General features: G+C 49.6%; 22 protein-coding genes. 19 read left to right on the plus strand and 3 right to left on the minus strand.

From position 1 onward, the window contains the following. Position 1: 1 nt before the first annotated feature. Positions 2 to 274 (minus strand): acylphosphatase, encoded by a 273-nt coding sequence (locus tag EKM96_RS09380; protein WP_125642974.1) that lies wholly within the window; start codon positions 272 to 274, stop codon positions 2 to 4. 108 nt (positions 275 to 382) lie between these two features. On the opposite strand from EKM96_RS09380, the gene EKM96_RS09385 reads away from it, so the two are divergent. The 9 genes from EKM96_RS09385 to EKM96_RS09425 all read left to right on the plus strand — a co-directional run bounded on the left by EKM96_RS09385 (position 383) and on the right by EKM96_RS09425 (position 9,055). Continuing rightward, on the plus strand, positions 383 to 1,153 hold the full coding sequence (locus tag EKM96_RS09385; RefSeq protein WP_125642977.1) for a TrmH family RNA methyltransferase: 771 nt from the start codon (positions 383 to 385) through the stop codon (positions 1,151 to 1,153). Between the two features lie 126 nt (positions 1,154 to 1,279). Next, positions 1,280 to 1,777 (plus strand): HDIG domain-containing metalloprotein, encoded by a 498-nt coding sequence (locus EKM96_RS09390; protein ID WP_125642981.1) that lies wholly within the window; start codon positions 1,280 to 1,282, stop codon positions 1,775 to 1,777. 38 nt (positions 1,778 to 1,815) lie between these two features. Beyond that, positions 1,816 to 2,178, plus strand: a complete 363-nt coding sequence (locus EKM96_RS09395; protein ID WP_225417755.1) for a winged helix-turn-helix transcriptional regulator — start codon at positions 1,816 to 1,818, stop codon at positions 2,176 to 2,178. A gap of 366 nt (positions 2,179 to 2,544) precedes the next feature. Next, on the plus strand, positions 2,545 to 3,591 hold the full coding sequence (pheS, locus tag EKM96_RS09400) for a phenylalanine--tRNA ligase subunit alpha (protein ID WP_125642987.1): 1,047 nt from the start codon (positions 2,545 to 2,547) through the stop codon (positions 3,589 to 3,591). 9 nt (positions 3,592 to 3,600) lie between these two features. Continuing rightward, positions 3,601 to 6,009 (plus strand): phenylalanine--tRNA ligase subunit beta, encoded by a 2,409-nt coding sequence (gene pheT, locus EKM96_RS09405; RefSeq protein ID WP_125642990.1) that lies wholly within the window; start codon positions 3,601 to 3,603, stop codon positions 6,007 to 6,009. 138 nt (positions 6,010 to 6,147) lie between these two features. Further along, entirely contained in the window at positions 6,148 to 7,305 is a 1,158-nt protein-coding gene (mltG, locus tag EKM96_RS09410) for an endolytic transglycosylase MltG (protein WP_125642993.1), read from the plus strand. A 3-nt stretch (positions 7,306 to 7,308) separates the two neighbouring features. Then, positions 7,309 to 7,992: a uridine kinase gene (gene udk / locus EKM96_RS09415; RefSeq protein WP_061776916.1), complete on the plus strand. Its 684-nt coding sequence runs from the start codon at positions 7,309 to 7,311 to the stop codon at positions 7,990 to 7,992. A gap of 98 nt (positions 7,993 to 8,090) precedes the next feature. Further along, positions 8,091 to 8,567: a transcription elongation factor GreA gene (greA, locus tag EKM96_RS09420; RefSeq protein ID WP_061776917.1), complete on the plus strand. Its 477-nt coding sequence runs from the start codon at positions 8,091 to 8,093 to the stop codon at positions 8,565 to 8,567. A 182-nt stretch (positions 8,568 to 8,749) separates the two neighbouring features. Further along, positions 8,750 to 9,055 (plus strand): HesB/YadR/YfhF family protein, encoded by a 306-nt coding sequence (locus EKM96_RS09425; protein ID WP_125642995.1) that lies wholly within the window; start codon positions 8,750 to 8,752, stop codon positions 9,053 to 9,055. A 92-nt stretch (positions 9,056 to 9,147) separates the two neighbouring features. Here the strand turns inward: EKM96_RS09425 and EKM96_RS09430 are convergent, their stop codons facing one another. Next, positions 9,148 to 11,715 carry a YfhO family protein gene (locus EKM96_RS09430; protein ID WP_449280263.1) on the minus strand — a complete coding sequence of 856 codons (2,568 nt, stop codon included), beginning with the start codon at positions 11,713 to 11,715 and terminating at the stop codon, positions 9,148 to 9,150. Positions 11,716 to 11,943: 228 nt separating this feature from the next. Here EKM96_RS09430 and EKM96_RS09435 point away from each other — a divergent pair, with 228 nt between their 5' ends. The 7 genes from EKM96_RS09435 (at position 11,944) to EKM96_RS09465 (ending at position 17,343) form a co-directional block, all read left to right on the plus strand. Continuing rightward, positions 11,944 to 14,055 (plus strand): peptidoglycan D,D-transpeptidase FtsI family protein, encoded by a 2,112-nt coding sequence (locus tag EKM96_RS09435; protein WP_125643002.1) that lies wholly within the window; start codon positions 11,944 to 11,946, stop codon positions 14,053 to 14,055. A 129-nt stretch (positions 14,056 to 14,184) separates the two neighbouring features. Then, positions 14,185 to 14,334, plus strand: coding sequence for a 50S ribosomal protein L33 (rpmG, locus tag EKM96_RS09440; protein ID WP_011667723.1), 150 nt, complete (start codon positions 14,185 to 14,187; stop codon positions 14,332 to 14,334). A 58-nt stretch (positions 14,335 to 14,392) separates the two neighbouring features. Then, on the plus strand, positions 14,393 to 14,944 hold the full coding sequence (locus tag EKM96_RS09445) for a 5-formyltetrahydrofolate cyclo-ligase (protein WP_125643005.1): 552 nt from the start codon (positions 14,393 to 14,395) through the stop codon (positions 14,942 to 14,944). Positions 14,945 to 15,042: 98 nt separating this feature from the next. Then, on the plus strand, positions 15,043 to 15,651 hold the full coding sequence (locus EKM96_RS09450; RefSeq protein WP_382336253.1) for a rhomboid family intramembrane serine protease: 609 nt from the start codon (positions 15,043 to 15,045) through the stop codon (positions 15,649 to 15,651). A 40-nt stretch (positions 15,652 to 15,691) separates the two neighbouring features. Continuing rightward, positions 15,692 to 15,922: a YqgQ family protein gene (locus tag EKM96_RS09455; RefSeq protein WP_125643011.1), complete on the plus strand. Its 231-nt coding sequence runs from the start codon at positions 15,692 to 15,694 to the stop codon at positions 15,920 to 15,922. 4 nt (positions 15,923 to 15,926) lie between these two features. Beyond that, on the plus strand, positions 15,927 to 16,898 hold the full coding sequence (locus EKM96_RS09460; protein WP_125643014.1) for an ROK family glucokinase: 972 nt from the start codon (positions 15,927 to 15,929) through the stop codon (positions 16,896 to 16,898). A 31-nt stretch (positions 16,899 to 16,929) separates the two neighbouring features. Then, positions 16,930 to 17,343 (plus strand): rhodanese-like domain-containing protein, encoded by a 414-nt coding sequence (locus EKM96_RS09465; protein WP_125643017.1) that lies wholly within the window; start codon positions 16,930 to 16,932, stop codon positions 17,341 to 17,343. Positions 17,344 to 17,403: 60 nt separating this feature from the next. Here EKM96_RS09465 and EKM96_RS09470 read toward each other — a convergent pair whose 3' ends face one another. Further along, positions 17,404 to 17,580, minus strand: a complete 177-nt coding sequence (locus EKM96_RS09470) for a DUF3042 family protein (RefSeq protein WP_125643021.1) — start codon at positions 17,578 to 17,580, stop codon at positions 17,404 to 17,406. Between the two features lie 184 nt (positions 17,581 to 17,764). Between EKM96_RS09470 and miaA the strand changes: the two genes are divergently transcribed. From miaA to glnA, 3 genes are all read left to right on the plus strand, one after another. After that, positions 17,765 to 18,679 (plus strand): tRNA (adenosine(37)-N6)-dimethylallyltransferase MiaA, encoded by a 915-nt coding sequence (miaA, locus tag EKM96_RS09475; protein ID WP_125643024.1) that lies wholly within the window; start codon positions 17,765 to 17,767, stop codon positions 18,677 to 18,679. Between the two features lie 122 nt (positions 18,680 to 18,801). After that, positions 18,802 to 19,185, plus strand: a complete 384-nt coding sequence (locus EKM96_RS09480; protein WP_125643027.1) for a MerR family transcriptional regulator — start codon at positions 18,802 to 18,804, stop codon at positions 19,183 to 19,185. Between the two features lie 41 nt (positions 19,186 to 19,226). Next, complete coding sequence (gene glnA / locus EKM96_RS09485; RefSeq protein ID WP_125643030.1) at positions 19,227 to 20,570, plus strand: type I glutamate--ammonia ligase; 1,344 nt, start codon at positions 19,227 to 19,229, stop codon at positions 20,568 to 20,570. The last annotated feature ends 147 nt before the right edge of the window (positions 20,571 to 20,717 follow it).

A 20,717-nucleotide genomic window follows, 5' to 3' on the forward strand; every position in this document is an offset into this window, starting at 1 on the left:
TTCAAATAATTATCTGAAAGTCAGCAAAATGGTGGGTGGGCAGGTCAGTCTTCGAAATATCGGTGACCGTGATCCACGGGGTGAGTCCCCGGTGAAGCCGATCCGCGAAGGCCGCTAGCTGATCGGGTTCGCCGGTGATCACAATGGCCACCTGACCGGTTCTTAGATTCTGCACCGTACCCGTGACGCCCAGACGATTGGCGAGCTGCTGTGCCGACCAGCGGAAGCCAACGCCTTGAACCTGACCTGAAATCAGCCACTTTTGTGTCATCATACAATCGCTTCCCTTCGTGTGAACTTTTTCTACTATCATAAGCCAAGTCCGTCAGTCTGCCCAGGGGTATGGTAAACTTAGGAAAACGAGTCGATAGGAGTAATCAGTGTGAGAGAAAAAATAACGTCCGGTCAAAATAAGCGAGTTAAGCAGTGGCGGTCATTGAGCAGTAAAAAGGGTCGTCAGGCAACGCAAAGCTACCTATTAGAAAGCTGGCATTTGGTGCAAGAGGCCATTAAGGCTCGCCAACCGATGACGGCCATCATGGGCACGGCCGAGGAACTCGCCGCGCATGAGGTTCAATTACCGCAGTCGGTCCCAACCTTTGAATTGACCGATAGTATTGCGAAGACGATTGGCGATACCGGAACGCCACAAGGCATCTTTGCCACGCTGCCAATGCCAAGCGAAACGGTCGTTGATCCAGAAACGGCTGCGGGCACGTGGTTGTTCTTAGACTATGTTCAAGATCCCGGCAACATTGGCACCATGGTCCGTACGGCGGATGCCGCCGGACTCACCGGTGTTGTCTTTGGTAAGGGGACGGCCAGCCGCTTTCTGCCAAAGGTCCTGCGTTCGATGCAGGGGAGTCAGTATCATTTACAACTGGTTGAAGCCGACCTCCATGACTGGATCAAGGCCTTTACCAAGCGGGGCCTACCGGTCTATGGGACGAATCTTGATCCCCATGCCAAGGATTATCGTGACGTCAAGCCAATGGCTGCCGGCGCGATTGTGATGGGGAATGAAGGCAACGGGATGGCCCCAGACCTACAGGCCATGACCACCATGAACCTGTATATCCCGATTAAGGGTCAGGCCGAGTCACTGAACGTGGCGATTGCCGCCGGTGTCGTGATGTTTCGCGTTATCGAATAAAGGTTAAGAATCGCTAAACAGCGGGGATCCTGAATCATTATGGTTGCATTTTGGCCAAAAGAAAGTATGATATAGGGTAACTAAGAGTAGAAGACCAAACCATACTAAATGAAAAGGAAGCATTTTATGACCAAACTGACTTGGCGCGATGACCCCGAGTACCTTGCTTTAGTTTCTGATCTGTTGGAAAAGGAGCCGGTTCAACGCCTGGCAAATTACACCCAGCACCACCATTCAAACCGACTGGACCACTGTATTTCAGTTTCCTATAATAGTTATTTGATTGCGAAGAAACTTGGTTTGAATACCCGGGCAACCGCACGGGGCGGGTTGTTACATGATTTGTTTTATTATGACTGGCGGACAACCAAGTTTGACTTGGGTTCGCATGCGTTTATCCATCCACGGGTCGCCTTGCGGAACGCTGAAAAGCTGACTGATCTGAGTCCCATGGAAAAGGATATCATCCTGAAACATATGTGGGGTGCTACCTTGGCAACGCCTAAATACCGGGAAAGTGCGATTGTTTCTCTGGTGGATGATTACGAAGCCGTTCACGAATTTTGTGGACCCATGCGTAAGCGGGTAGAAGCCCTTAAAGAACGGATGACACCTAACGCATAAGAATGACTAGAGAAGGATTGGGGGCAGAAAATTTGCAAATGATGACGTCAAAAAGTGACGAAGACTCATCGGTCGACTTCACACTGTGTCCCCGATTTGAGCAGACTTTTTCCTTTTTGGGGAAGAAGTGGAACGGCTTAATCATTGATGTCTTGCTTCACGAAGGGCCACAGCGGTTTCGTGACTTGGCACGTAAGGTGCCGCGTTGCAGCGACCGGGTTTTAGTGGAACGGCTCAAGGAATTGGAAGAGAATGGGGTTATTGTCCGCCAGACTTTTCCCGACAATTCCTTAATTGAATATGAGTTAACGCAAAAGGGGCAAGAATTTGAAGCCGTGATGAATGCGGTTCACGCTTGGTCAGACAAGTGGTATTGCTCAACAGAAACCGACCAGAAGTAGTTGACAGGTCGGTTTTTTTCGGCTAACCTTAGTGAATGTAATAATCAAATACGATGATAGAAAAGCAGTAATCGATGGAATTTGTTAGGAAGGGTTGGCCGTGACTGGAAGCGAGCCTCTAAGACCATCGGTGAATTCAGTTCTTGAGTAGGCATCGGAATTCGTGAAAACGATGAATGATTGTCCGGTAAGTGACCGTTATCACGTCTGAGTGTGGTGTAGCTTTGGTTACACTGAATCAGGGTGGTACCGCGATGCTTCGTCCCTAATCTAGGGGACGGGGCTTTTTTATTTGCCCAGTCTTAGGAAAATCCATACTCAGTTAGCAGAGAGTCCGTCGTAGAAAATATAATTGGAGGATGTCGTATGTCGTTAAAAGATAAGCTGGACGAGCTACAGAAACGTGGCTTGGACGAAATTAAGAAGTCAAACGACCTCAAGGACGTTAATCAAGTCCGGGTTAATTTGTTAGGTAAGAAGGGACCCATCACGGAGGTCCTTCGGGGGATGCGTGATTTAGATGCCGAAGAACGGCCAAAGGTTGGGGCATTTGCGAACAAGGTTCGTGATGACTTAACTGCCGCTTTAGAGGGCCGTCGTGAGGAATTGGAACGGGCCGTCTTGAATGCCCGGTTGGCCAATGAGGCGCTGGATGTGACATTACCGGGGACGCCAGTTGCCAAGGGTGAACCACATGTTATTCAACAAATCATTGACCAGATCGAAGATCTCTTCTTGGGCATGGGTTACCAGGTTTTAAGTGGCCCAGAAGTTGAAGAGGACAAGTATAATTTTGAGATGATGAATATCCCTAAGAACCATCCCGCTCGTGACATGCAGGATACGTTCTACATTACTAAGGAGATCTTGATGCGGACTCAAACGTCACCCATGCAGGCGCGGACGTTGGAAAAGCATGACTTCAGCCAAGGCCCATTAAAAATGATTTCCCCAGGGGTTGTGTACCGTCGTGATACCGACGACCCAACGCACTCCCACCAGTTCCATCAAGTGGAAGGGTTAGTCATCGACAAGCACATTACCATGGCAGACCTGAAGGGAACGTTGCAGGTCTTAGCCCACGAATTATTTGGTGACAAATTCGATGTGCGCTTGCGGCCAAGTTACTTCCCATTTACCGAGCCATCAGTTGAGGCTGATATTACTTGTTTCAATTGTGGTGGTAAGGGTTGCGGCGTTTGCAAGAATACGGGCTGGATTGAAGTGCTGGGTGCCGGAATGGTTCACCCTAACGTCCTGAAGATGGCCGGCGTTGATCCTGATGTCTATGGTGGTTTTGCCTTTGGTGTTGGACCCGACCGGTTTGCTATGTTGAAGTACGGTGTCGATGATATTCGGAACTTCTACCTCAATGACGTGCGTTTCCTCAAGCAATTCACGAAGAAAGGATAATCGCCAACCATGAAGATTTCATATAACTGGATTAAAGAATATTTAGACTTAAACGTCTCACCCGCAGACTTAGCGGAAAAAATTGAACGGACCTCGGTCGAAGTTGACGGGGTTACCCAACCTAGCGCTGGCCTGAAGAAGATCGTGGTTGGTCATGTGCTTGCCATCGAGATGCACCCAGACTCTGATCACTTACACATTTGCCAGATTGATGTTGGCGAAGACGAACCTCTACAAATCGTTTGTGGCGCGCCTAACATTGCCAAGGGTCAGAACGTCATCGTGGCCCTGCCGGGTTCTCGAATCGCCGACAACGTTAAGATCAAGAAGTCTAAGATGCGTGGCGTCCCTTCAGCCGGGATGGTCTGCGCCTTACAAGAAATCGGCTTCAGTGAGGACGTCGTTCCCAAGGATTATGTCGATGGGATCTATGTCTTGCCTGCCGACGCAACGCCTGGCGATGATGTCTACGATTACCTGGGTATGAACGACAGTCTGATTGATCTCGACGTGACGCCTAACCGTGGGGACATGCTCAGCTTAAACGGGACCCTCCATGACTTAGCAGCCATCTATGATCAACCCGTTGAGTTGGACCAACCTAACGTTAAGGAGACGGGCGATGCCATCGATTCCGAATTGACCTTACACGTGGATGCCGACTTAGCACCGCAATACCGCATGCGCCTGGTCAAGCAGGTTAAGATCGCCCCAAGTCCAATGTGGCTACAGATTCGGCTTTGGAACGCCGGTTACCGGCCCATTAACAACGTGGTTGATATCACCAACTACATCATGCTGAAATATGGTCAACCCCTGCATGCCTTTGACTATGACAAGTTTGATGGGCAGGATGTTTATGTCCGGACGGCGACGCCCGGTGAACCCTTGACGACCTTGGATGAAGGGGAACATGAACTGACGGACCAAGACATCGTGATTGCCGACAGCAATCGGCCCATTGGGTTGGCCGGGGTCATGGGTGGCTTGGACGCCTCCATTACCGACCAGACGAAGACGGTTGCCATTGAGGCGGCGGTCTTTGAACATGACCATATCCGTAAGGCAGCGCAACGCCATCATTTACACACGGATGCTTCACAACGCTTCGAACGTGGCGTTAACCAGGCCGGCGTTCAGGATGCCCTGGATGCTGCCGCTCAAATGATGAATGAATTGGCCGATGGGGCCGTTCAAACGGGGACTGCCGTGGGATCCGACAACGAACCCGAACCAGCCGTGATTACCATTACAATGAGTCATATTAATGCGGTACTGGGTACCGACTTGACGCAAGACCAAGTCACCCATATCCTGGAAAGCCTCGGCTTTACGGTCGTTGCTTCCGGGGAATCATTGACGGTGACGGTCCCAATTCGCCGCAATGACATTCACATCCCAGCCGACTTGCTGGAAGAAGTCGCCCGGATTTACGGTTATGATGAATTGCCAACGACCTTACCGACGGGTCGGATGACGATGGGGACCTTAACGGCTGCACAGAAACTAATGCGGGCCACCCGGCATTCCCTTGAGGGCTTAGGCCTGAACCAGGCCATCTCATATGCGTTAACCACGGAAGACAAGGCTAAGATGTTCACCATGCAGGCTAGCGAAACGACTAAGCTGGCTTGGCCAATGAGTGTCGACCATGCGGTCTTACGGATGAATGTGATTACTGGGTTGTTGGATGACATTGCCTACAACACCGCCCGGAAGGTGAAGGATGTGGCCTTGTATGAACAGGGTCGGGTCTTTTACCGTGAGGACGGAACTGACCGGCCTAGCGAAGAGGAACATATCGCGGGGGCCATTACGGGGACGCTAATGCCAGCTGGCTGGAATCAACCAGCGCAGGCGGTCGATTTCTTCCAAATGAAGGGCATTGTCGAGGCTTACCTGCAAGACATGGCCGTCAATGGGGATGTTTCCTTTGTTGCCAATGCCGACATGCCAGAAATGCACCCAGGCCGAACCGCCGATGTCTTGGTTCATGGTCATCGCATTGGGTTCATTGGCCAAATCCATCCTTCAATCGCTAAGCAATTCAAGATTGGGGCAACTTACGTCTTTGAATTAAACCTGCAGGCCATTATTGATATGCCTAAGCAGGAGAATCAATACGATTTGATTTCTCGTTACCCTGCCATCACGCGGGATATTGCCATGTTAGTTAGTGATGAAACCACTAACGAAGAAATTGTGGCCCTGATCGAGAAGCGGGGCGGCGCTTATCTCCAATCCGTCAAATTGTTCGATGTTTATGATGGGGTGAAAGTACCGAAGGGCAAGAAGTCTTTGGCTTACACCTTAACGTATCAAGACAAAAAGGGAACGTTAGTCGATGACGACGTGAACCAGGCCTTTGATAAAGTGACGAAGCGGCTTCAGGACGACCTGAACGCTGAAATTCGTTAAACCATGAGCGACGCGCTTGATTTCTGTAAATGAGATCAGGCGCGTCTTTTGGTGAAAGCGGCTTAAACATTACATTTTTATCAAAGTAGCGCTTTCATGTTTCCGTAACCTCATAAATTCTGTATAATAGAGAAGATTATGGCAAAGAACGGAGGAAACAAGTTGGAGAATGGCACAGATCCCACCCCTACGCGGCAGGACTCAGGAAATAAACGGTCATTTGGCCGCAGGATTATGATTGGTGTGGCCAGCCTGCTAGTTGTTCTGGCGGTCATTATTGGTTTCTTTGGGTATCACTACTTCCAGACGGCCTTAAAACCGATGGACACCAGTAATCACGAGGTGGTTCAGGTGCACGTACCGATGGGGGCAACATCCAACAAGATTGGTCAAATCTTACAGGATAAAAAAGTTGTCAAAAGTGGCATGGTCTTTAACTACTACGTTAAGTCGAATAAATTTACGAACTTTCGAGCCGGCTACTACCAGTTAACACCGGCGATGACCCTTAAGCAGATTGCTAAGCAGCTGCAACAAGGCGGGTCTGCGGAACCGATTCAGAGTACAACGGGTAAGCTGTTAGTCAGAGAAGGCGAGACGGTCGACCAGCTGGCCACCGAGGTGCCGATTCAGACGGACTTTACCAAGAAGGAATTCCTGAGTCTGATGAAGGATCAGGCCTTCTTTAATGAATTAGCGGCCAAGTATCCACGGTTACTGGGCTCGGCCAAGCAGGCTAAGAATGTTCGTTATCGTCTTGAAGGCTATTTAGCCCCAGCCACGTATCAGGCGGGCAAGAAGATGACGCTTAAGGACATTGTGACCCAAATGGTTGCCAAGAGCGATCAGAATCTGGCCGGTGACTATTCGACAATTAAGAAGCAAAAGCTGACGGTTCAAGAAACCTTGACGCTGGCATCCTTGGTTGAACGCGAAGGGGTCACACAGTCTGACCGCAACAAGATTTCGGGGGTCTTCTTCAACCGATTGAAGGCGGGGATGGCGTTACAATCTGATATCTCGATTCAATATGCCTTGAAGTCAACCAAGAAAAATTTGACCTACAAGGATCTTAAGGTGAAGTCGCCTTATAACCTGTACGTCCACACGGGGTATGGTCCTGGACCGTTTGATAATCCAAGCACGGATTCGATCAAGGCGGTTCTGCATCCTGCTGATAAGAGCAAGGGGTATTACTACTTCATTGCGAACAGCAAGACCGGGAAGGTTTACTTCTCGAAGACGTATGACCAGCATCAAAAATTAACCAGTTCACTAGCAAGCGATAATAAATAAAGGATGGCGACAAAGTTGGCAAACAAAAAGCGACCGATTATTATTGGAGTTACCGGGGGTTCCGGGAGTGGGAAGACGACCGTTAGCCGGGCAATCTTTGACCAGTTGATCGGGCATTCAATTATGATTTTACAACAAGATTCGTACTACAACGATCAGTCGGAGATGACGATGGAAGAACGGGCAGCCGTGAACTATGACCACCCATTGGCCTTCGATACCGACCTGTTAATTTCTCAACTGAAGACGTTGTTGAATTACGAACCCATTGAAAAGCCGGTTTACGATTACACACTTTCAACTCGAAGTGACAAGACGATTCATCAAGAACCACGCGACGTTATCATCCTGGAAGGCATTTTAATTCTTGACGATGAACGCTTACGTGACCTGATGGACATCAAGGTCTTCGTTGATACCGATGATGATATTCGGATTATCCGCCGGATTGAACGCGACATGAACGAACGGGGCCGGACATTAGATTCAATCATCCAACAATATTTGGCGACTGTTAAGCCAACTTACCATCAGTTCGTTGAACCAACCAAGCGTTATGCCGACCTGATTGTTCCTGAAGGTGGCGAGAACCAAGTCGCTATCGACCTCTTGGTTACCAAGATTCGGGCAATCCTGGAAGCTAGCGGAAATAAAGAAGTTTTTGACAATCCAGATACAACCATATAGAATAGGACGGGTTAGCCGATGAGGCTAGCCTTTTCTAAAATCATAAATTAAGTTGGCCAGGCCAACATGAAAAAATTTGCGTAAAAGGGGTGGCCAATGTGGCACAAGATAAAATGTATCCAATGACTGAAGAAGGCAAGGAGAAGCTCCAAGCCGAATTAGAAAACTTAAAGATGGTTAAACGACCAGATGTTATCGAACGGATTAAGATCGCCCGTTCATACGGGGACTTGTCTGAAAATTCTGAATACGAATCAGCCAAGGACGAACAGAGTATGTTAGAAACGCGGATTAGCACCGTTGAACGGATGTTGCAGTATGCTGAAATCATCGACAACGATGGCACCGACAAGGACCAACTGACGGTTGGTAAGAAGGTTGTCTTCAAGGAATTACCCGATGAGGAACCAGAAGAATATACCATCGTGGGTGCCGCCGAGGCCGATCCCATGGTTGGTAAGATTTCTAACGATTCCGCCATTGCTAAGGGCCTGTTAGGTCACCGCAAGGGTGAAGAAGTCACCTTTGAAACGCCAGGTGGCGACATGTCTGTTAAGATTTTGGATGTCGAATAGCGTCCCGTAAGCGTCGCCCAGATTGGGTGGACGCTTTTTCTTTGAGCAGATAGTTTGTTTTGCACAATTCAATCGGGCATAATCTAGATAGTGAAGCAATACTTGCTAAATGGAAGCTAAACGTGTTATAAATGAACTATGAAAACGGATTCATAGACCGTGCGAAGAGGAGTCTTGTGAAGATGAAAATTACTGTGACTGATAAGGCAAGCGAATGGTTTCGTAACGAAATGGGCATGACCGGCCGGGGAATTCGTTTCTTTGGTAAGGTTTACGGTAAGACGCCCGTGCATGAAGGATTTTCCTTGGGCATGACGCCAGACGATAACCCTCGTGATCCCATCGTGGCGGAGAAAAAGGATAATGTGACCTACTATATCACGGAGGGCGACCAATGGTTCTTCGTGGGATACGACTTGACGATTGATTATGACCCGGTCACGGATGGGCCAACCTATATCTATAAGGACAACGGGGAACTTGGTTAGCTGATTTTAAAATAGTACTCCGACTATTTGTCCATAGCAAAAAGCGTTACGACGGTTGTCGTAACGCTTTTTTAATGGCTATTTAAATCCAGTTAATGGCGCCGATGGAAGAGCCACCAGCCGCCGGAAAGGACGACGAGCGTCCCTGCACTAATGGCTAAGCCGAGATTCAGTAATGGTGGCCAGTAGGATAGGGTGACGTGGCTCTTACCCTTAGGCAGCTTCACAGCCGTGAACATGCCAACGGTCTTGTAGGTCTTGACCCGTTGGCCATCGATGGTGGCGTGCCATCCCTGTGAATAAGGGATGGAGGTGTTGAGCACCTGGCCAGAATGCGTTGTCGTTATCGATCCACTAAAGTAACGATTGGACTGCTTGGTGAGTTGCCAAGGTTGCGACCTGAGCTGGTTAACCGCCGATTTGAAGCGATTGGTATTGAGCTGATACAGGGTAAAGTTATCTAGCCACAATGATCCTTTCTTCAATTGAATCGTTAGGGTTTGTTTCTTCCCCTTGGCATGGTCGGCGACGCTGACCATGATGGTGTTTCGGTAGGTCTTGTATTGGTTCAAGGCCTGTCCATTGAGGACGAAATCGGCGTTGTCAGAATTGACGGTCGACCCAAAGGTGAGGTAATAAGCATCATTTGTGGTTGGCGTGAAGGTTAGTGTCATCTTGGCTGGCTTCAGCAGGTTCTTCTTCTGTAGCACGGCACCGGTAATTTTCGATTGCTGGCCGATATTTTGGAAAGTGACCTGATCGAAGTTTTCTGCGGTGTAAAGGTGTTTGTCCGCCGAATTACCGGTCAATGCGGCTAACCAATTGGCCTGGTATTGTGAGGGATCAGCGGTCTTGTTCTTGAGCGTCAAGATGGCGTTGCTGGCCGTATAGCCCATAGGCAACGCATAGGGATTCTTGTAGGTTGTCGCCCAGTGGTCTTGGCTAACCGAACGGTAATCTGCCAGGTCAGCCTTGTTCGTCGAGGCCGGCAACATGCTCTTGCCACTCAGTGCGCCTGCCAGTTGCTTTTGTTGGAAATAATACTTCATGTTGAGCAGTGAATCGGTGACCAGCGTGCCGTTACTATACTCGACGAAGCCATCACCATCGGGATTCCCAGTGTTGCCGAAGAAGGTTGGGACCGATTTAGGTAACACCGAGGAGAACACGCCACCACCGTTGAAGCCCGTTTGAAAGGCATCGCCCTTGGTTCTGAGGAAGGTCTTACCCATCCGATAGAAGCCGGTGTCGTTCTTCTGAACGCGATTAACCAGTCGCTGGAGCTCGTTGGTGTAGTTGCCATATTCACTCTGAGAGACATAACTAATATTGTTTAGGGACATGAAGGCATTGGCAGATATTTCGGTTGCGCCAATGACAAAGAAGGTCAGCGGATAGATCCAGTGTTTCTTCACGGGTAACGTGATCAGGCCCAATGCCAGAATCACGAATAGTAGTCCTAGCAAGACCTGATTCATCTGCAGATACTTGAAATGCTTGATGTTGAGGGCCACATAGCCACTGCCGACCGCGACGATCAGGGTGACAATGGCGATGGCTAACCAGCCGGGTTCGAAGTCATCCGTCAACGTTTGTGCGGCCAACCAGATGAGCCAGAAGGCGACCACAAAGGAGAAGCGGTAAGGATACCAGACCGGGAACTGGCCGGCGTGCCACAGTAAATCTAAGGGCTGAACACAGAGGGACAGGCCCAGAAATAGGGTGACCAGGCCGGCAGCCACGCGACTGCGGACCGAGACTCGGTGGTCGGCGAAGAAGAACATAGCACCGAGAAGAGCGATGGCGCCGATAAACAGATTGGCAGTGCCATCGGGCATCTGGTCAAAGTTGAAGGCGCCCATGAAGAATTTACCGATCATCTTTGGTGGGAAAAATTCAAACTTCCATTTGAAGGAGGTCACCGTGTATTGCGCCTTACTCTGTGACAGCGACCACCAGGTTGGTAACAGGACAAAGGCCGCGAGTAACCCACTGGCCAGCGAGCTTAGGGCAAATTGACTGGCTTGCCGAATGAGCTGACGCCAGTTGGTCCAGCGATCAACGGCCAACCAGATAAACGTCAGAATTAAGAAGAGGCAAATCATGTACGCCATGTAGTAGTTGACGACCAACATGATTGTCAACCAGGTAACATAGAGCCGCCACTTCCCGGCGTGCATCAGTAGGTAAAGACCATAGAAGATGAGTGGTAACAGGTACGCGGCATCTAACCACATCACGTTCAGTTGATTGGCGATCGACCAACCCATGAGGGCGTATGCCGTGGCCAGGGTCACCGCCCGCAAGCCAGACTGGCTGGTAGTCTTCGTGATCAGCCAGGCAAAGGTTAGTCCGGCCAGGCCGTATTTAAAGACGGTTAGGAAGAAGACGCCCACGGTTAGTGATGCCCCGGGACACAAGAGAAGTATCCAGTTCAGTGGGCTTAAAAGATAGTAGGACCATGTCCCCAACATTTCCCCGCCGAGGCCGTTACTAAAGGAATAAAACAGACTGCTGGGATCATGCAGGATGGCCCGTCTAAGATAGGCAAAGAAATCAATATATTGTTGACCGAGATCGACCGTGAGGAGGCTACTCGATCCAAAGGGGGCCATCTGTCGATAGATAAAATAGGCCGTCATAAGGATAAACGGGGTCATGAACGCCCCAAATAAAGTGAGCTGACGCGTGGTAGGTTGCCAGCGTCGTTTTTGGTCTTGCAATGAAGCCACCTCAATCTTTAGAAATTATAAAAGTTAACTGGGACCCTGTACATTTATCGTTCCGGTCTCTAGAATAGCATAGAATGATTAAATTTCGGTAGTGGGATAGTGACCGGCGGCGAAGTTTGGTAAAATAGTAGCTGTACAATAAGGAGCAGAGCAGTTGTGAAGAATTTCTATAATCGTATTAGCAACCGGAGCAAGCGGTCTGACGGCCCGACAAAGTCACAGATTCCCTTTCGGTTAAATTTTCTTTTCATTATCGTTGCCCTGTTATTTGCGGCGTTAATTGGCCAGTTAGCGTATTTGCAGGTAATGTATGGGTCGCAATTTAAGGCGGAGGTCAATCAGACCGATACCACCATTGAAACAACGAATGTCCAACGGGGGATGATTTATGATTCCAACGGTAAGGTATTGGTGGGGAACAAGTCTCACCAGGCCATCTCTTATACCAAAGGGGTTAATGTCTTATCCACGGACATGTACAAAATTGCGAATCGGTTAGGGACTTACTTAACGGTCTCAACCAGTTCGCTGACGCCACGGCAAGCCATCGATTATTATCTGACGGATACTGATAATTTAAAGGCGGTTGAAAAGAAGTTGACGCTGCCAAAGAATTCAACGGCTTCTCAACGGTATGATAAGGCCTTGGCTTATTTGCAAAAGGACTCTTCATTCACGTTGACGAAGAGTCAGCGGAACGCCGCCACCATCTTTGCCAAGATGAGTGGGGCCTATGCGTTATCGACCACCTACATCAAGGATTCCGGCGTCTCGAGTCAAGAAATTGCCGAGATTGGCGAACACTTATCCGCGATGCCTGGGGTTCAGGTTGGAACAAGTTGGTCACGGAACTATCCGAACGGGTCGTCCATCAAGTCCATCATCGGGACCGTTTCGTCCGAAAAGACGGGGTTACCGAGTGACAAGATTAACGAGCTGTTGGCCCAAGGCTATTCTCGTAATGACAGTGTTGGACAGTCTTACTTGGAACAAGAATACGAATCTGTTCTGCGTGGGACCAAGGCGCAGAAGCAGGTCGAGGTTGCTGGGAATAATACGGTGACCAAGGAAGTTAAGAAGTATGGTGGCCAAAAGGGTGACAACCTACAATTGACCATCAATTCCAGCTTCCAAAGCAAGTTACAATCACTGGTTAAGTCTGCCGAAGCCGGTGCCGGTGGGAACTCGACCGGGACCTATGCCGTTGTGATGAACCCGAATACCGGGGCCGTCATTGGGATGGCCGGGGTTGACCGTAATCCATCGTCTGGTAAGACCACTGAAAATGCCCTTGGGACGATTAACAGTGACATTGTTATGGGGTCTGTTGTTAAGGGGGCCATGGTCTCGGGTGCCCTGATGAAGGGTGTCATTTCGCCAACCAATAGCACCTTAACTGATATGCCAATCACCGTTGGTGGGGTTAAGAAGGCGTCATGGTTTAACCATGGTGGGGGTGCCAACATGGCGGTTAACGCTGCCACCGCACTGGAAGTTTCTTCTAACTCCTACATGATGCAATTGGCCATGAAGGAAGCGGGCTTTAATTATTCCGATGGTGCTGCGTTAACTATGAGTACGAAGGCGTTCGATATCGAGCGTGGCTACTTCAATCAATTTGGATTGGGTGTCAAGACCGGGATTGACCTTCCAGGTGAGAGCACTGGTTTGGAAGGGTCAAGCTCCAAGGCCCACATCGGGAACGCGTTAGACTTGTCCTTTGGGAACTACGATGCCTACACGGTTATGCAGGTGGCCCAATACATGTCAACGATCGCTAACGGTGGGACGCGAATCGCACCACACGTGGTTCAATCGATTCGCGGAACGAAGTCTGACGGGACCCTGGGTGCCGTTAAGTCAAACGTTTCGCCCAAGGTCTTGAATACGATTGGCATGACGAAGGCTCAGAAGGCCTTGGTTAAGGAAGGGCTCTATGACGTTGTTCATGGGACCAACACCTACAAGACCGGTGCCGAACTGGCCTCGATCTCGCCAGGTATTTCTGCTAAGACCGGGACTGCACAAACGTATTACAAGGGGAACGAAACGGTTACCCTGAGTTTGGCCTCCTATGCGCCATCGAACCATCCACAAGTTGTGGTTGCCCTGGCTATGCCTAACCTGGGCGTGAACGCCGAAGACAACAACATGAAGCTGGCTAAGGAGATCTACGCGGCTTACTGGAAGAGTGTTCAGTCGACGTCAACGTTAACGAACCCCACGAAGGCAACCACGGGTGGATCTGCTCAAAACACCAACGGGTAATTTAGCTGTTAAGTATTTTTCCTTAACATATTTAGGATTATGACTGGTAATTAGGACCGATTAATGGTAATATATTACGAGTTAAGGGCTCTAGCCTGTAATTTTGAATAAGTTGGGAGGTTACCCACAATGCGTGTACACATCACTTTAGAATGTACAGAATGCCACGAACGCAATTACTTATCCAGCAAGAACCGGCGTAATAACCCGGACCGGGTTGAATTTAAGAAATACTGCCCACGTGACCGGAAAGTAACTTTGCATCGCGAAACTAAGTAAGGTACGGGCGAGAGTCCGCACCTTTTTTTATTGAATTTTTCTATCAAGGGGGTTAATCATGCCAACTAAATCAGCACTCCGTCAGCAAACGATTCATGACCTGAATGAGATGACCGCCGATGAACGCCTTGTCGCGGCTGCCGACCTATATCAACAGCTTTGGGACACTCAGGCTTGGAAGTCAGCGGTTAACATTGCGACCACGATTAGCGGCGGTTTTGAATTGCCGACGAAGCCGATCATCGACCGCGCCCATGCGGAGGGAAAGACGATTGCCGTCCCTGAGACGCTGCCTAAGCGCCAGATGGCCTTTCACGTTCTAGATGAGCGGACCCACCTGCAACGGACCAAATTTGGGCTGTTAGAGCCAACTGATGGCCGGGTGATTGCTCCCGAAGAGTTCGATTTGATTTTGGTACCAGGGCTGATGTTTGCCAGTACTAAGGAACGCTTGGGTTTTGGCGGGGGGTATTATGACCGTTACCTGCCCAAAACAACGGCGACAAAGGTGGCGCTGGCAATGCCTGGGCAGCAAACACCACACCCACTGTGGCCGGTGGAATCGTTTGACGTTTTACTGGACGCCGTACTGGCCGCTAAGGTAAAGTAGAACAAGAAGAGAAAGGGGGCCTAGCGGTGACTCAGTGGAAGCAACGACTGAACCGCTTGGACCAGCAACCATTTGTGACGATTGGTTTAATTGCCTTGATGGTTGTCGTCTACGGGGCCATGACCCTGGCCGGTGGAAGCACGAATATTAACGTGCTCATTACCTTTGGGGCTAAGGTCAATGCCTTGGTTCAACAGGGAGAATGGTGGCGCCTCATAACCCCCATCTTTCTCCATATTGGTTTCACCCATATTCTGATGAATATGATTACGCTTTACTTTGTCGGGATACAGATCGAGGCGGCCTTTGGTCATACTCGGTTCCTGATCATGTTTTTAGTGGCAGGGATTGGCGGAAATATTGCCAGCTTCTGTTTTTCCGATAGCCTGTCCGCAGGAGCCAGCACGGCCATCTTTGGCCTGTTTGGCGCCTTCCTCATGCTTGGGGAATCCTTCTGGGAGAATCCTGTGATTCGGCAGTTGGCGCGAACGTTCTTAGCCTTCGTGGTGATGAACATTGCCTTTGATGTCTTTACGCCAGGAATCGATATGGCGGGCCATCTGGGCGGACTCGTCGCTGGCTTTTTGGTAGCGTATACAGTTGGGGTTCCTCGGATTGGTCAAGTCAGCGTCGTTAAGCGAGTTATCGCAACCGTTGTTTTGATTGGCGGTTTGGCTTGGCTCTACATGCAGGGAATGGCGGCTTAAAGTCCAACGGAACGTGCATTTTTAGAGAGGTTGTGGCACAATGAAAACGTTATATGATGTCCAGCAATTATTAAAAAAATATGATATCTATGTCTACGTGGGACGACGGATGTGGGATATCGAAGTCATGGCATTGGAATTGGACCACTTGCATCAGGCACGGGTCATTGATAATCCAACATTTATTCAGGCAAAGCTGGTGTTAACCCACGAACACCGGTTAGAAGAAGAGAAAGCAAAACGTAAACACCAATCCATTGGAGGGATCTAGCGTTATGGCACGGAATTTGATTGGAATTGACTTAGGCGGAACAACCACGAAAATGGCGTTTCTTTCCACTAACGGTGAAGTTTTAACCAAGTGGAGTATTCCCACGGATATTACCGATGAAGGGCAACACATTGTTCCGAACATTGTGGATTCGATTCGCGCCCACATCATTAATTCTGAATTTAGTAAGAGTGATTTCTTAGGGATTGGGATGGGAACGCCTGGTTCCGTGGATATTGAAAATGGGACCGTCATTGGGGCCTTTAACTTGAACTGGAAGAAGCGCCAACAGGTTCGCGACCAGATTCAAAACGGCATTGGCTTGCAATTTATTCTGGATAACGATGCGAACGTGGCAGCGTTAGGTGAATACTGGAAGGGTGCCGGTGAAAAGGACGATGACGTGGTCTTCGTTACACTCGGTACCGGTGTCGGTGGCGGGGTCATTGCTGGCGGTCATCTGCTCCATGGGATCAATGGTGGTGCCGGTGAGTTGGGCCACGTGACCGTTCAACCTAATGGGTACCTGTGTACCTGTGGCAAGCGCGGTTGTTTGGAACAATACGCCTCGGCAACCGGTGTCGTTCACGTGGCTGCCGACATGGCAAAGGACTTCATGGGGACCTCACGGTTAAAGGAAATGGAAGATAACCGCGAGAGTGTGACCTCAAAGATGGTCTTCTACCTGGCCGACAATGGGGATATCCTGGCTAACCAAGTGGTTGACCGCGTCACCTTTTACCTTGGCTTGGCCTTGGCCAACGTCGCCAACATCTTGAACCCAGCCAACATCATCATCGGTGGTGGGGTGTCGAATGCCGGCAACACGTTGTTGCAACCAACGACGCGTTATTTCCAAGAAAATGCCTTCCCAGCCGTTCGTGACTCAACGAAGCTGAAGTTGGCTCAGTTAGGTAACGACGCTGGTGTGATTGGTGCTGCCTCATTGGCACTTCGTTTTCAAAAAAGTAACTAGAATTTAGTGGTTTAGGAAGGACGATTTAGTTTTGGTAATTGGCGAAATCTCAGGCGGACTGGTGTACAGTATCGTTTTAATTATTTTATTAGTCGCATGGGGGCTGTGGTCATTGATCACCATCATCCGGCGGAACAACGTTGCAACGTTGCTTGACCAAAAGGATTTCCAGGAGGGCATTCGCACTGCTCAAGTGGTTGACCTACGGGAGAAGAAGGATTTTGACGCGGGCCACATTTTGGGCGCTCGTAACATGCCTTATTCAACGTTCAAGGCGAGTCACAGTGGCTTGCGCTCCGACTTACCGGTTTACCTGTATGATCAAGGTAAGGCCTTGAGCACCCGGGCTGCCTTTATCCTGAACAAGGAAGGCTACAACGATATTTCAATCCTCAAAAAAGGGTTTGTTCGTTGGGAAGGTAAGACTAAAAAGGCTAAGTTTTAGGCTTAAATGGCCAAATCAAAAGGCAGCGGAATTAAATTTCCGCTGCCTTTTTGTGTGCCCTTAACCGTTGTGTGCGGCGTGGCTCTTACGATTGGCCCGTTTCCGGTTTTCTTCAAACCGGGCCTCTTGGTCTTCAATGGGTTGAACGACGGACTTCTTAAAAGAGAAGACTGCGCCGGCCACTGCGCTGGCAGTAGCAACGACCCCGAAAAAGAATCCTTTAGAGAATGACTTCATTACACTCGACTCCCATCATTGATTAATTTGGTCTGTTTAACTGTATTATGCTGGTTTCGTTATCAAATTACCAGTATTTTTCCTGGCGGTCGATCGAAGCAATCCCCCAGGGATTCCGTAGGTGTGGTAATCTTATTAGTAATGAAACCTGACATGAGGGAAACGGAAGGGAGTGCTTGGCACCATGCAAAAAGTATTGGCCATTGTTGGACCCACGGCCGTTGGCAAGACGGCGTTAGCGATCTCCTTGGCGCAACAGTTTAACGGAGAAATTATCTCCGGGGATTCCATGCAGGTCTATCGGCATTTGGATATCGGCACGGCTAAGGCAACGCCGGAAGAACAAGCGCAGGCCGTTCATCACTTGGTGGATGTGCGTGAGGTGACGGAACAATTTACCGTGGCCCAGTTTGTTGCTGAGGCTCAAGAGCTCATTGTCGCCATTCATCAGCGTGGCCATCTGCCCATCATTGCCGGTGGGACCGGTTTCTATTTACAAGCCCTGTTTGATGGCCTGAAGCTGGGCGCGGATGCACCGGGAGATTCGGCGGTTCGCGATCGACTTCATGCTGAGGCCAAGGAACATGGCAGTCAGGCCCTCTGGGAGCGGCTCCACGGCCTTGATCCGGTGGCGGCGGCCAAGATACCGGTAAGCAATATCCGGCGGACTGTGCGGGCGCTGGAGGTCATTGAGGTTACCGGTCAACCATTTTCCCACCAGGATAATCAGGGACCGCAGTATGATGAGCGCTATCTAGCCCTTAACACGGATCGAGCGTTATTATACCAGCGGATTAATCAGCGGGTGGACCTGATGATGCAGGCGGGACTCCTAGACGAGGTCCGTTGGTTGCAGAAACAGGGGGGCATGGCGTTGCCACCGGCGACTGGTATAGGTTACCGTGAGCTGTTGCCGGTCCTCGATCAACCCGCTAAAATTCCCGCCGCTGTGGACCAAATCAAACAGGATTCACGACATTATGCGAAGCGTCAATTGACCTGGTTCCGGAACCAAACAACAGCCGAATGGTTCGATCTCGTCCAGCATCCGGATGAACGTCAGAAGATCGAACATGAAATAACCGCGTGGTTGTCGTGAAATGACCTAAAAAGCGGTTGATTAAAGAAAAATTAACGATTGATGTCATATTTTCTAACATTTGTTATTGACACCGTTTTTCAGGGTGGTATGATAACGACATGGTTTAGGAGGCCACTTGCATGAAGGAGAAAGAACTGCGTCGCTCACTAGCTGTTTTGCCAATTGGTACGGTTATGAAGTTAACCGATCTCACTGCGCGACAAATCCGCTATTATGAAGCCCAACAACTGATTCAGCCCGAACGTAACGAAGGGAATCGTCGAATGTATTCACTGAATGACATCGACCGGTTACTGGAAATTCGGGACTACTTGGCCGAGGGCGTCAACATCGCTGGTATCAAGGCGATCTACGAACAACAGGCTAGTGCAGCGCAAGCAAAAGAGGAAAACCTAGAGCACCCGTTGACGGATGATGACGTTCGGCGAATCATGCAGGACGAATTTCTACGGCAAGGACGCCTAGGGCAGACCCGACCTGGCATACAACAACGTCCTCTATAACCTCGGCAACTCAGAAGATAATTGACAGGGAGCGATTTTTAATGGCAAAGGCAACGTACAGTAAAGATGACATTCGTCAAATTGCAAAGGACGAAAATGTCCAATTCTTACGGTTAATGTTTACGGATTTATTTGGGACCATCAAGAACGTTGAGGTTCCAATCAACCAGCTTGAAGAATTGCTCGATAATAAAATTATGTTTGACGGGTCGTCAATCGACGGCTTTGTCCGGATCGAAGAAAGTGACATGTACTTATACCCTGACCTCTCCACGTGGATGATTTTCCCATGGAATGCCGATAACAAGGGTAAGATTGCTCGGGTCATCTGTGAAGTTCATACGACCGATGGTAAGCCATTTGCTGGCGACCCACGGAACAACCTGATTCGGGTCCTTGGCGACATGCGCAAGGCCGGCTTCACCGACTTCAACATCGGGCCAGAACCAGAATTCTTCCTGTTTAAGTTGGATGACAAGGGCAACCCAACCACCGACCTAAACGACAAGGGGAGTTACTTCGATATGGCGCCAATGGACTTGGGCGAAAACTGTCGGCGTGACATCGTGTTGACCCTTGAAGAAATGGGCTTCGAAGTCGAAGCGGCCCATCACGAAGAAGCACCTGGCCAACATGAAATTGACTTTAAGTATGCCGACGCCTTAGCTGCTGCCGATAACATCCAAACCTTCAAGTTGGTTGTGAAGTCCGTTGCGCGTAAGCACGGCCTATACGCAACCTTCATGCCAAAGCCATTGTATGGCATTAACGGTTCAGGGATGCACATCAACATGTCGTTATTCCATGACCAAGGCAATGCCTTTTACGACAAGGATGGCGAACGTGAACTTTCTCAAGACGCCTACTTCTTCTTGGGTGGTTTGTTGAAGCATGCCCGGAGCTACACGGCAATCTGCAACCCAATCGTCAACAGTTACAAGCGGTTGGTTCCTGGGTACGAAGCCCCGGTTTATGTGGCCTGGTCCAGTTCAAACCGGTCACCACTGGTGCGGGTACCTAACTCTCGTGGCGTTGGGACTCGTTTGGAATTACGGAGCGTTGATCCAGCCGCTAACCCATACTTGGCCATTGCGGCGGTTCTGGAAGCCGGCCTGGATGGCTTGAAGAACAAGATCAAGCCAGAAGACGCCGTTGACCGGAACATCTACCGGATGGATACCGACGAACGGAAGGAAAACCACATCACGAACTTGCCAGACTCCTTACACAATGCGTTGAAGGATCTCGCAGCCGACGATGTGATTCGTAACGCCATGGGTGACCGGCTTTGCAAGAACTTTATCGAAGCTAAGAACCTGGAATACGATTCTTACCGGACCCAAGTTTCCGAATGGGAACGCGACACTTATTTACCATTGTATTAAGCAAATAATCATTCGCTAAGTGAGATGCCAGTCAAGGGGAGCCCCTTTGACCGGCATCTTTTTTCAATTAGGCAGATTGCAAGAAATAACTTGAACAAATTTAGTAACGCAGATCACGCAAAAAGATCTCAATCGGTGTTCGCCAAT

The organism is Levilactobacillus tangyuanensis (assembly GCF_003946545.1).
GTDB lineage: Bacteria > Bacillota > Bacilli > Lactobacillales > Lactobacillaceae > Levilactobacillus > Levilactobacillus tangyuanensis.

Excerpts from the sequence above, each read along its gene's own strand:
- EKM96_RS09380 (WP_125642974.1), bottom strand. The coding sequence starts at position 274 with ATGATGACACAAAAGTGGCTGATTTCAGGTCAGGTTCAAGGCGTTGGC.
- EKM96_RS09390 (WP_125642981.1), top strand. The coding sequence starts at position 1,280 with ATGACCAAACTGACTTGGCGCGATGACCCCGAGTACCTTGCTTTAGTT.
- EKM96_RS09395 (WP_225417755.1), top strand. The coding sequence starts at position 1,816 with ATGATGACGTCAAAAAGTGACGAAGACTCATCGGTCGACTTCACACTG.
- pheS (WP_125642987.1), top strand. The coding sequence starts at position 2,545 with ATGTCGTTAAAAGATAAGCTGGACGAGCTACAGAAACGTGGCTTGGAC.
- pheT (WP_125642990.1), top strand. The coding sequence starts at position 3,601 with ATGAAGATTTCATATAACTGGATTAAAGAATATTTAGACTTAAACGTC.
- mltG (WP_125642993.1), top strand. The coding sequence starts at position 6,148 with ATGGCAAAGAACGGAGGAAACAAGTTGGAGAATGGCACAGATCCCACC.
- udk (WP_061776916.1), top strand. The coding sequence starts at position 7,309 with ATGGCGACAAAGTTGGCAAACAAAAAGCGACCGATTATTATTGGAGTT.
- EKM96_RS09425 (WP_125642995.1), top strand. The coding sequence starts at position 8,750 with ATGAAAATTACTGTGACTGATAAGGCAAGCGAATGGTTTCGTAACGAA.
- EKM96_RS09430 (WP_449280263.1), bottom strand. The coding sequence starts at position 11,715 with ATGACCCCGTTTATCCTTATGACGGCCTATTTTATCTATCGACAGATG.
- rpmG (WP_011667723.1), top strand. The coding sequence starts at position 14,185 with ATGCGTGTACACATCACTTTAGAATGTACAGAATGCCACGAACGCAAT.
- EKM96_RS09445 (WP_125643005.1), top strand. The coding sequence starts at position 14,393 with ATGCCAACTAAATCAGCACTCCGTCAGCAAACGATTCATGACCTGAAT.
- EKM96_RS09450 (WP_382336253.1), top strand. The coding sequence starts at position 15,043 with ATGGTTGTCGTCTACGGGGCCATGACCCTGGCCGGTGGAAGCACGAAT.
- EKM96_RS09455 (WP_125643011.1), top strand. The coding sequence starts at position 15,692 with ATGAAAACGTTATATGATGTCCAGCAATTATTAAAAAAATATGATATC.
- EKM96_RS09460 (WP_125643014.1), top strand. The coding sequence starts at position 15,927 with ATGGCACGGAATTTGATTGGAATTGACTTAGGCGGAACAACCACGAAA.
- EKM96_RS09470 (WP_125643021.1), bottom strand. The coding sequence starts at position 17,580 with ATGAAGTCATTCTCTAAAGGATTCTTTTTCGGGGTCGTTGCTACTGCC.
- miaA (WP_125643024.1), top strand. The coding sequence starts at position 17,765 with ATGCAAAAAGTATTGGCCATTGTTGGACCCACGGCCGTTGGCAAGACG.
- EKM96_RS09480 (WP_125643027.1), top strand. The coding sequence starts at position 18,802 with ATGAAGGAGAAAGAACTGCGTCGCTCACTAGCTGTTTTGCCAATTGGT.
- glnA (WP_125643030.1), top strand. The coding sequence starts at position 19,227 with ATGGCAAAGGCAACGTACAGTAAAGATGACATTCGTCAAATTGCAAAG.